Origin of the sequence: Nocardiopsis sp. NPDC006832, assembly GCF_040635885.1 — a bacterium.
Taxonomy (GTDB): Bacteria; Actinomycetota; Actinomycetes; order Streptosporangiales; family Streptosporangiaceae; genus Nocardiopsis.
In genome coordinates this window covers 1-9,413 of sequence record NZ_JBEYLC010000112.1, presented here as the reverse complement: position 1 = coordinate 9,413, position 9,413 = coordinate 1, and the positions used below count along the sequence as shown (strand labels likewise).

Here is a 9,413-nt window from a genome sequence, read left to right as displayed (position 1 = left end):
CATGGCCGAACTGATCGACAACGCCACCGCCTTCTCCGCACCCTCCGAGGCCGTCGTGGTGCACTTCGAGAACACCGCCATGCGGCTCGGCGTGCACATCGACGACAGCGGTCTGGCCATGACCGAGGAACAGTTGGCCGAGGTGCGTCGTCGCCTCGACCCGAAACGGCCCCCGGACATCTCCGAGCTCTCCGCCAACCAGTTGGGTCTGCTGGTGGTCCGTCGGGCCGCCGACCCCCTGGGCATTCGGGTCGACATCTCCCCGTCGCCCCGCGGCGGCACCCGTGCGACCGTGTGGATCCCGCGCAATGGGCTCCTGCGCACCGACGACGCCGCCGTGTCCGTGGTCCCTCCGGCTCCCGCGGTGTCCTCCTCCGCTCCGACGGTGCCGGTCCAGGCCCCCGCGGAGCCGGTCGCCGACCCCGCCGCCACCGAACCGCTCTCCACCCTCCCGACCCGTGGTTACCAGGCCCCGGTCGAGCCTTCCGCCGAGCCCTCTTCGGAACCTTCCGCCGAGCGTCCCCGGCAACTGCCCCGGCGGCGTCGCGGAGCCACCCTCCCCGACGAGGCGGCCGCCCCCAAGACCGTCGAGCCACCCCGGGACCGGGTGGCGACCAGCCTTCGGATCGCCCAGTGGCACGCCCACACACGGCCGACACCGAACCCTGCCGCCGAGAATCGTGAGGACTCCTGATGCTGACCAACCTGACCTGGCTCATGGACAAGCTGCGCGAGCTTCCCGGAGTGCGTCACGTGCTCCTGCTGTCCACCGACGGTCTGGTCCGTTCGGCCGACAGCACTTTGGGCAGAGACGAGGCCGATGGCCTGGCCGCCTCCGCCTGTGGGCTTTTGGCCACGGGTGGTCAGGTCAACTCCGTGTTCGGCATCACCGACCCGGTCCGCACCGTCGCGGTGGATCTGGATCCCCACCACCTGCTGGTGATGGGGGCCGGCTCGGGGTCGGCGCTGGCCGTGCTCACCGACCTGACGAGCCCCTCCTCCGACCTGGGCGTGGTCGCCACGGAGATGGGCCGACTGGTCGAGCGCCTGCCGGAGCAGCTCGCCACGCCGAGCAGGCACGGTGGCGAGGCGGGTCTGTCGTGATGGATCCCGACGTTCCCGATGGCCTGTTCATGGTGGTCGGTGGGCGCAGCGGTACCACTCTGAGGCTGGATCCCTTCGCACTGGTGGTCACCGAACGCTCCGACACGGCAGGCCTGTCCCTCGAACAGGCCGACATCGTGCGGATATGCGACCGGCCGATCGCCCCCGCCGAGCTCGGTGCGCGGCTGGGGATCCCGTTGGGCGCGGTCACCATCCTGCTGGCCGACCTCGTCGATCGCGGGCACATCGTGATCCGTTCCGCCGGTGGAGCCGCAGACCGGTCCACTTCGGCGTTCGCCTCCCCGGCCGACGACCGTCAACTCTTGGAGAAACTGCGTGTTGGGCTCATCAACCTCCCCCTATGAACCCCTGGCGCCGTCCGCCGCGATCTCGATGAAGATCCTCGTCACCGGCGGTTTCGGGGTGGGAAAGACCACGATGGTGGGTGCGATCAGCGAGATCAAGCCGCTGACCACCGAAGCCGAGATGACCCAGGCCGGGGCAGGTGTGGACGAGGGCCTGGAACTGCGCCCGGACAAGACGACCACCACGGTCGCCTTCGACTTCGGTCGGATCAGCATCGACGACCAGATCGTGCTGTACCTGTTCGGCGCCCCCGGACAGAAGCGGTTCCACGCGCTCTGGGAACGGCTCTGCCAGGGCGCGGTGGGCGCGATCGTGCTCGTCGACACCCGTGACGTGGAGGGTTCGTTCGCCGCGCTCGACCGGGTCGAACGAGCGGGCCTGCCCTACCTGGTGGTCCACAATCCCTTCGCGGACGAGGCCGAGGAGTGGAGTCTGGAGGAGATCCGGACCAGCCTGGACATCGACCCGGGTACGCCGCTCGTGCGCTGCGACGCTCGCGACCCCCAACAGGTTCGCACGGCCCTCGCCGAACTGGTCGTGCACCGTCAGCAGATCCTGGAACAGGAGCCGGCCCGATGACCGAAGCGAACACCGAGATCGAACACCCGCGCCTGCCGCCGCTTCCGGAGACGCACCGGAACGCGTTGAGCCTGCTCGATGAGCGGTACCAGCGGGACTCGCCCGGACTGTTCGCCGAGATGCGTCGGCGTCACGGACCCGTGGTCCCCGTCCTGATGGCCTGGGACGTGCCGGCCTGGCTGGTGGTCGGTTACTCGGAGCTGCTCCAGGTGACCTCCGACTCCGACCTGTTCGCCCGGTCCTACACCCGGTGGAACATGGGGGAGTACCTGCCACCCGAATGGCCGATGTGGCCGCTGGTCGGTGGCGGTTTCGCCACGAAGTCGATGCTCTACACCGAGGGTGCGGAGCATCGGCGTCGTTCGGCGGTGCTGAGCGACGGGTTCGCCCGCATCGACCAGTGGGAGTTCGAGGAGTTCTGCCGCAGGTCCTCGCAACGACTGATCGAGGAGTTCGCCCAGGAGGGCGAGGCCGAGTTGATCCTCGCCTACGCGCAACGGTTGCCGGTCATGGCCCTGGGGTGGGCGGTCGGCGCCCCGGAGGAGTTCCACGATGACCTGGTCACCGGTTTCCTCCAGCTCATGGGGGCGGTCGGCGGAGACCCCAACGAGGGGATGCGCAAGGTTCAGGCCGTCACCGACGAACTGGCCGACCGCGCCATGCGCGAACCCGGTCCCCATATCGCCGCACACCTGGCGCACAGCGGGCTGGGGCTGACCCGGGAACAGCTCAGCGCGGACATCTTCGTGTCCATCATCGCCGGTCACCAGACCAGTGCGAACTGGATCGGCAACACCATCAGGCTGATGTTGACCGACCAGACGCACACCAACGCGCTCACGCGTGGTCGTCGTTCGGTGACCGACGCGGCCCGTGACGTCCTCAAGGACGACAGCCCCACGCAGATCTTCGCCGGCCGTTGGGCGGTTCGTACGACCCAGTTGGCGGGTACGACGATCCAGAGCGGTGATCTGGTGCTGCTCGGCTTGGCGGCCACCCACCAGGATCCGCTGTTCCGTCCGCCCGGCCAGGAACGCCACCACAGCCGGGCCTACCTGTCCTTTTCACACGGCCCCCACGGCTGCCCCCACGCGGCCCGAACCCTGTCCGAGATCATCACGGTCACCGGCATCGAAACCCTTCTCACCCACCTCCCCGATCTGCATCTGGCCGTCCCCGCCGACCAGTTGCGCTGGCAGCCCCAGGTCCTGATCCGGGCCCTGGAATCGCTGCCGGTCCGTTTCACCCCGCCTGTCACCTCAGCTGATCCCCTAGGAGACTCTCTGTGGCTCTGAGCCTGTCCAGACCGGTCCACCAGCTCGATCCCCTCAGCCCCGACCTGCACGAAGACGCCGTGAAGATGCGCGAGCACGGCCCCATCGTGCCGATCGCACTTCCCGGCGGCGTCCCCATGTGGGGCGTCGCCGGCGACGCAGCAGGGCGCAACCTCCTCAAGGACAACGTCCGCTTCACCAAGGACCCCGGGTACTGGAGGGCCCTCAACGAGGGGGAGATCCCCGATGACTGGCCGCTGATCAGCATCGCGGCGCCCTCCGGGCACTCGGTCGTGAACACCGACGGCGCCGATCACCGGAAGCTGCGCCGTCCCCTGGCGCAGGCGTTGACGGCCCGCCGGGTCGAGGCGTTGACCCCCCTGGTCACCTCCCTGGTGGAGCGCCTCGTGGGCGAGATGGAGAAGGCGGCGGACGAGGCCGAGGACGGGGTGATCGACTTCCGGGGGCGGTTCGCCTGGCCGCTGCCGATGGGCGTGATCGGTTACCTGCTCGGAGTGGACGAGGCCGACCACGACGAACTGGGTCGGCTGTACAACGCCCTGTTCGACGACACGGTGAGCGAGGGGCGAAGCGCCGAACTGAGCCTGCACGCCTGGTTGGACGCCCACGTGGCCAAGCTCGAACGCGAGCCCGGCGACGACCTGGTCAGCGCCATGTTGGCACTGCCGGAGGAGGACCGCCTTCCCCGCGAGGACCTGGTCGTGACCCTGTACGTGGTGCTGGCGGCCGGTCACGAGACCACCACCCACCTGCTGCTCAACGCCGTGCACGCGCTCAGCGCCCGCCCCGAGCAGCTCCGTCTCCTGCTCTCGGGCGAGGTGCCCTGGGAGAACGCGGTGGAGGAGACCATGCGCTGGGACTCGCCCACCGCGAACTTCTTCACCCGCTTCGCCACCGAGGACGTGGACGGGGCGGACATCCACCCGGCCGCGGCGGGGGTGAAGATCGCCAAGGGCGATCCGGTGTTCGTCTCCTACATCTCGATGGGGCGTGACCCCGAGCGCTTCGGTCCCACCGCCGGTGAGTTCGACATCCAGCGTGAGGGCGCGGCCCACAGCAACTTCGGGTACGGCGCGCACTTCTGTATCGGCGCGCCCCTGGCCCGTATGGAGGCGGGTATCGCCCTGAAGACGATCTTCGCCCGCTGGCCCGAGCTGTCGGTGGTCGGTGACGTGCCGCGCTCACCCACGATCGTGGTCAACTCGCGAACCCACCTGAACGTGCGCCTGAAATAACACGCGCCTGAAGTAGGGCCGGTTCGGTCGGACCGCCGGTCCGTCGTGGTCGATGACCATCGACGAGCCCGGCGGCCCACCCCGGGTGGTACGGTCAGTCCTCCGGCTCCCGTGGACGGACCACGGTCTCCGGGCCCGGGTAGATGACCCGTTCCTCGCCGTCGGCGAACCGCACCAGGTAGGGCGGGCCGTTGCCGGCCCCGCGCACCTCGATGATCTCCGCCTCCCGCTCGCCTCGGGAACTGGCGACACCGTGCGTGTGCAGATGGTCCCCGACCGTCGCTCGCATGGTTCCTCCCGTAACGATGATTCGGTTGAGCCCTAGGATGTCCGGGTGAACAAGGTCCTCCCCGTCATCGCCTTCGTCGTCTTCGTGCTCGTCTTCGTCGTCACGAGGACCCCCGTCCGGAACTTCCTGGAATCGTGGGTGGCCCTCGAAGGTGTCGTCCTCGGTCTGGCCTCGATGGTCGCCTCGGCGGCGTTGGCCGCTCTGGTCGCGGGTGCCATCCTGTACGTGAGTCGGCTCCTCGAATGATGGCCGAACGGTCCGCGACGAGCGTTCACCCGGTGCCGAGGTAGCCGTTCGGGTCGAGCACGTACTTGCTCGCGGCCCCCTGGTCGAAGGACCGGTAGCCCTCCGGGGCCTCCTCCAACGAGATCGCCACCGCGTTGACCGCCTTCGCGATCTGCACGCGGTCGTTGAGGATCGCCATCATCAGTTGCCGGTGGTACTTCATCACCGGGCATTGGCCCGTGAAGAAGGCGTGCGACTTCGACCAGCCCAGCCCGAAGCGGATCGACAGCGAACCCACCTTGGCGGCCTCGTCCGACGCGCCCGGGTCACCGGTCACGTACAGACCCGGGATGCCGATGGAACCGCCGGCCTTGGTGACGTCCATGGCGTCGTTCAGGACGCTCGCGGGCGCCTCCTCACCGGCCTTGTCCCCGCTTCCATGGGCCTCGAAGCCGACCGCGTCCACCGCGCAGTCCACCTGCGGTGCGCCCAGGACCTGTTCGATGAGGTCGCCGGGATCGCCCTCGGAGATGTCGATGGTCTCGCAGCCGAACCCGCGCGCCTGGGCCAGACGCTCCTTCTTGGAGTCGCCGACGATCACCACCGCCGCGCCCAAGAGCTGTGCGGAGGCCGCCGCGGCGAGACCGACCGGTCCGGCGCCCGCGATGTACACGGTCGACCCCACGGTGACCCCGGCGGTCACACAACCGTGGAAGCCGGTGGGGAAGATGTCGGAGAGCATCGTCAGGTCGAGCATCTTCTCCATGGCCTGGTCCCTGTCGGGGAACCTCAGCAGGTTCCAGTCCGCGTAGGGAACCAGCGCGTACTGCGCCTGGCCACCGACCCATCCGCCCATGTCGACGTAGCCGTAGGCCGACCCCGGGCGGTCGGGGTTGACGTTCAGGCAGATCTCGGTGCGCCTGGCCTTGCAGTTCACACATCGTCCACAGGAGATGTTGAACGGTACCGAGACCAGGTCGCCGACCTTGACGAACTCGACGTCGGGTCCGGTCTCGACCACCTCTCCGGTGATCTCGTGTCCCAGCACCATCCCTTCCGGGGCGGTGGTGCGGCCCCGGACCATGTGCTGGTCGCTGCCGCAGATGTTGGTCGCCACGACCTTCAGGATCGCCCCGTGGGGGATCTTGCGCCCCACGTTCGCGGGGTTCACGCCCGGGCCGTCCTTGAGCTCGAACTCCGGGTAGGCGATGTCCCGCACCTCGACCCGCCCGGAGCCTTGGTAGACCACTCCTCTGTTGCCGGTCATCTTCCCTTCCACCTCTCTGCCGCCACGCGGCGAGGACCAACGTTCGTGGCACGCCCTCGTGTTCGGAGGGCGTGCCTGAGTCGTTTCCTGTGGCGGGGGTGACTAACCGGGCCGGAAGGTTCATTAACCCGATGAGGATCCCGGCCCGGTCGCGTCATGATGTGGTCATGGGGTTGCGAGAACAGAAGAAGGCCGCCACACGCGCGGAGATCGGCCGCCAAGCGTCGCGGCTCATCCGGGAACACGGGTACGAGGCCACCACGACCGAACAGATCGCCGCTGCCGCGAACGTCTCGCCGAGCACGTTCTTCCGGTACTTCCCCGGAAAGGCGGAGACGGTCCTGGGCGAGGACGTCTTGCCGTGGGTGTTCGCCCGTTTCAGGGACCAACCCGAGGGACACTCGCCGACGGAGGCCTTCAGGGCAGGGATCCGTGAGGTCTACGGCGGGATGGACGAGACCGAACGGGAACAAGACCGCGAGCGGCGACGTCTCCTGTTCTCCGTTCCCGAACTGCGCGCGACGCTGATGGACCGGTACGCGACCGGAATCGAGGAACTGTGCGACGCCGCCGCGGACCGCACCGGCCGCGACCGGAACGAACCACGGGTCCGGGTCTGGGCCGGGGCGATCATCGGAACCCTGGCCTCGGTGTCCGCCGGCCTGGAGGAGGAAACCGAGGGGGCCGACCTCGCGGCCCGACTAGACGAGGCCATCGGTCTGCTGCGGGAGGGCCTCCCGCTCTGAGCGCCGGAGACGGGCCCCGGGCGGGTACCGGACCACGGCGCCGAGACCCAGGTCGTCGCGGGGCCCACGCGAGCCTAGAGCTTTCCGAGCCGGGTGATCCACGGGTTTTTCGGGGCCTTTGTGCCCGGTGTGACGAAAGTGGCCAAAGGCTTCGGGAGAAGAAAACGACGATGGCCGAATGCGGTGGCCGAATTCGGCCAATGGTCGTCCGAAACGAGGAATTCCGTATTCCTGTGCGTAGCATCTCTTCCCCACGGGAAACCGGACCTCAAGGCAAGGCCCCTTCCCGTGGTGGGCCGATCGGGCCACGCGCGGACCGGTCGGTGCGCACGGGCAGGGAAGACTGCCCGCGTGGGTGTGTACGGGCGCACCCGTGGCGAAGGGTGTCCGGCGGGGTGTGGGCCCGGCCGGACACCATTCCCACGGCGAAGGTTCGGTGAGTGGGGCTCGCCACCCGGAACAGCCCTGGTGGTGTCCGACGGCCGGATGAAACACTTTCACCATGCTCGGTATCACCGACCTGCCCACCTACCTGGCAGGGCTCATCCTCATCGTGCTCCTCCCCGGGCCCAATTCGATCTACGTGCTCTCCGTCGCCGCGCGCAGTGGGACAAGGGCCGGGTACACGGCCGCCGCCGGGGTCTTCACCGGAGACGCCGTGCTGATGATCCTCGCCGCCGCGGGCGCCGCCACGTTGTTGCAGACCAACCCGGTGGTCTTCGCGGTCATCAAGTTCGCGGGCGCCGCCTACCTGGTGTGGATGGCGATCGGGATGCTGCGCACCGCGCACGCCATGTGGACCTCAAGGCACCGGCGCGCCGAGGAACAGCGCGCCGCCGACGCCGCGCCCACCCCGGTCAAGGGGGAGCATCCCTACCGCCGCGCCCTGGTGGTCTCGCTGTTCAACCCGAAGGTGATCCTGTTCCTGATCTCCTTCTTCGTGCAGTTCGTCGACCCGACCTACGCCTATCCGGCGCTGTCCTTCCTGGTCCTGGGCCTGCTGATGCAGCTGGTCAGCTTCGTGTACCTGTCCGCCCTGATCTTCAGCGGCACCCGCATCTCCGCGGCCTTCGGACGGCGCAGGCGCCTCTCCGCGGGCGCGACCTCCGCGGCGGGCGCGCTGTTCCTCGGGTTCGCCGTGAAGCTCTCCCTGAGCACCGCCTGAGCACAAGTGGGTAGACGGGGGCCGACGAAATGGCGATGTGGCGGTACCCCTCGCGTTCCTAGCGTGGTTCTCCCAACGGACGACCACGAAGGGATCCCACCGTGCTCACAGCACGCGATCTCAGCAAACGCTACGGGCCGCGAACCGCCGTTGACGCCCTGAGCGTCACCGTCGAGCCCGGACGGGTGACCGGGTTCCTCGGCCCCAACGGTGCCGGGAAGTCCACCACCATGCGCATGTTCCTGGGACTGACCCGACCCACGTCCGGGTGCGCCCTGGTGGACGGCCATCGTTACGAGGACCTGAGGTGGCCCGCCCGTGAGGTGGGCGCGCTCCTGGACGTGAGCGCCGCCCACCCCGGTCGCACCGCCCGCGCCCACCTGAGGGCCAAGGCCCACGTGTGCGGACTTCCCCGCCGGCGGGTGGATGAGGTCCTGGACGAGGTCGGGTTGACCGGGGCCGCCGACCGCAGGGTCGCCGACTACTCGCTCGGGATGCGGCAGCGGTTGGGGATCGCCGACGCGCTGCTCGCCGACCCCGGTGTGCTGCTCTTCGACGAACCCGTCAACGGCCTGGACCTGGACGGGGTGCGCTGGATGCGCGAACTCACCCGCCGGCTCGCGGACGAGGGCCGGACCGTGCTGGTCTCCAGCCACCTGATGAGCGAGATGGAACAGGTCGCCGACCGGCTGCTGGTGGTGGGCCGCGGCCGGTTGGTGGCCGACGCCTCCCTCGACGAGGCGATCGCCACCTGGTCGCGTACCCATGTGGTGGTCCACTCCTTCGGGGACACCCGCCTGCCGGCGCGGTTGGCGCGGGAGGGCAGGGTCGAGGACCTCGGCGACGGGGCCCTGCGCGTGTTCGGGGTGCCGGTGGAACGGGTCGGCGACCTCGCGCATGAGGTCGGGGCGCGAGTGCATGGTCTGTGGACGGAACGCGCGTCGCTCGAACAGGCCTATCTGGAACTGACCGGCGCCGACGTCGAGTACACGGCCGGTGCCGGAGAGGAGGTGCGCTCATGAGGCCGGTGAGAGGGGAGACCTCGACGCCACGGTCGTCCCGGTGGCGGTCGCTGCGCCGGGAGGTCGCGGCCGAGTGGGTCCGCCGCTCCTCCCTACGCTCCACGTGGTGGTGCCTGGTGG

The 9,413-nt window shown here is 69.1% G+C and carries 12 protein-coding genes; 10 read left to right on the top strand and 2 right to left on the bottom strand.

Translation table 11 applies throughout. The annotated features are described in order from the left end of the window. From ABZ717_RS27940 to ABZ717_RS27915, 6 genes are all read left to right on the top strand, one after another. The coding region (locus ABZ717_RS27940; RefSeq protein WP_358516047.1) for an ATP-binding protein at nt 1-694 on the top strand (694 nt) is incomplete at its 5' end. Continuing rightward, nucleotides 694-1,104: a roadblock/LC7 domain-containing protein gene (locus tag ABZ717_RS27935; RefSeq protein WP_358516045.1), complete on the top strand. Its 411-nt coding sequence runs from the start codon at nt 694-696 to the stop codon at nt 1,102-1,104. The genes ABZ717_RS27940 and ABZ717_RS27935, both read left to right, overlap by 1 nt. After that, nucleotides 1,104-1,469, top strand: a complete 366-nt coding sequence (locus ABZ717_RS27930; RefSeq protein ID WP_358516049.1) for a DUF742 domain-containing protein — start codon at nt 1,104-1,106, stop codon at nt 1,467-1,469. Before ABZ717_RS27935 ends, ABZ717_RS27930 begins: the two co-directional genes overlap by 1 nt. Next, nucleotides 1,441-2,049, top strand: coding sequence for an ATP/GTP-binding protein (locus ABZ717_RS27925; protein ID WP_358516043.1), 609 nt, complete (start codon nt 1,441-1,443; stop codon nt 2,047-2,049). The genes ABZ717_RS27930 and ABZ717_RS27925 overlap by 29 nt, the downstream gene beginning before the upstream one ends. Further along, nucleotides 2,046-3,344 carry a cytochrome P450 gene (locus ABZ717_RS27920; protein WP_358516041.1) on the top strand — a complete coding sequence of 433 codons (1,299 nt, stop codon included), beginning with the start codon at nt 2,046-2,048 and terminating at the stop codon, nt 3,342-3,344. Before ABZ717_RS27925 ends, ABZ717_RS27920 begins: the two co-directional genes overlap by 4 nt. Next, the gene (locus tag ABZ717_RS27915) at nt 3,335-4,579 is read left to right on the top strand and encodes a cytochrome P450 (protein WP_358516039.1); all 1,245 of its coding nucleotides are present in this window, start codon (nt 3,335-3,337) and stop codon (nt 4,577-4,579) included. The genes ABZ717_RS27920 and ABZ717_RS27915 overlap by 10 nt, the downstream gene beginning before the upstream one ends. 94 nt (nt 4,580-4,673) lie before the next feature. Here the strand turns inward: ABZ717_RS27915 and ABZ717_RS27910 are convergent, their stop codons facing one another. Beyond that, the gene (locus tag ABZ717_RS27910; protein WP_358516037.1) at nt 4,674-4,868 is read right to left on the bottom strand and encodes a DUF1918 domain-containing protein; all 195 of its coding nucleotides are present in this window, start codon (nt 4,866-4,868) and stop codon (nt 4,674-4,676) included. A gap of 45 nt (nt 4,869-4,913) precedes the next feature. Between ABZ717_RS27910 and ABZ717_RS27905 the strand changes: the two genes are divergently transcribed. Next, a complete protein-coding gene (locus tag ABZ717_RS27905) occupies nt 4,914-5,114 on the top strand; it encodes a hypothetical protein (RefSeq protein ID WP_358516035.1) in 201 nt (66 codons plus the stop codon). Nucleotides 5,115-5,139: 25 nt separating this feature from the next. Here the strand turns inward: ABZ717_RS27905 and fdhA are convergent, their stop codons facing one another. Then, nucleotides 5,140-6,360, bottom strand: a complete 1,221-nt coding sequence (fdhA, locus tag ABZ717_RS27900; RefSeq protein ID WP_358516033.1) for a formaldehyde dehydrogenase, glutathione-independent — start codon at nt 6,358-6,360, stop codon at nt 5,140-5,142. Between the two features lie 167 nt (nt 6,361-6,527). Here fdhA and ABZ717_RS27895 point away from each other — a divergent pair, with 167 nt between their 5' ends. From ABZ717_RS27895 to ABZ717_RS27885, 3 genes are all read left to right on the top strand, one after another. Then, on the top strand, nt 6,528-7,106 hold the full coding sequence (locus tag ABZ717_RS27895; RefSeq protein ID WP_358516029.1) for a TetR family transcriptional regulator: 579 nt from the start codon (nt 6,528-6,530) through the stop codon (nt 7,104-7,106). Between the two features lie 502 nt (nt 7,107-7,608). Then, nucleotides 7,609-8,271 (top strand): leucine efflux protein LeuE, encoded by a 663-nt coding sequence (leuE, locus tag ABZ717_RS27890; RefSeq protein WP_358516026.1) that lies wholly within the window; start codon nt 7,609-7,611, stop codon nt 8,269-8,271. Between the two features lie 101 nt (nt 8,272-8,372). Continuing rightward, the gene (locus tag ABZ717_RS27885) at nt 8,373-9,293 is read left to right on the top strand and encodes an ATP-binding cassette domain-containing protein (protein WP_358516024.1); all 921 of its coding nucleotides are present in this window, start codon (nt 8,373-8,375) and stop codon (nt 9,291-9,293) included. Nucleotides 9,294-9,413 lie beyond the last annotated feature (120 nt).

Coding starts and splice junctions, on each gene's coding strand:
- ABZ717_RS27895 (WP_358516029.1), top strand. CDS start 6,528: ATGGGGTTGCGAGAACAGAAGAAGGCCGCCACACGCGCGGAGATCGGC.
- ABZ717_RS27920 (WP_358516041.1), top strand. CDS start 2,046: ATGACCGAAGCGAACACCGAGATCGAACACCCGCGCCTGCCGCCGCTT.
- ABZ717_RS27930 (WP_358516049.1), top strand. CDS start 1,104: ATGGATCCCGACGTTCCCGATGGCCTGTTCATGGTGGTCGGTGGGCGC.
- fdhA (WP_358516033.1), bottom strand. CDS start 6,360: ATGACCGGCAACAGAGGAGTGGTCTACCAAGGCTCCGGGCGGGTCGAG.
- leuE (WP_358516026.1), top strand. CDS start 7,609: ATGCTCGGTATCACCGACCTGCCCACCTACCTGGCAGGGCTCATCCTC.
- ABZ717_RS27935 (WP_358516045.1), top strand. CDS start 694: ATGCTGACCAACCTGACCTGGCTCATGGACAAGCTGCGCGAGCTTCCC.
- ABZ717_RS27910 (WP_358516037.1), bottom strand. CDS start 4,868: ATGCGAGCGACGGTCGGGGACCATCTGCACACGCACGGTGTCGCCAGT.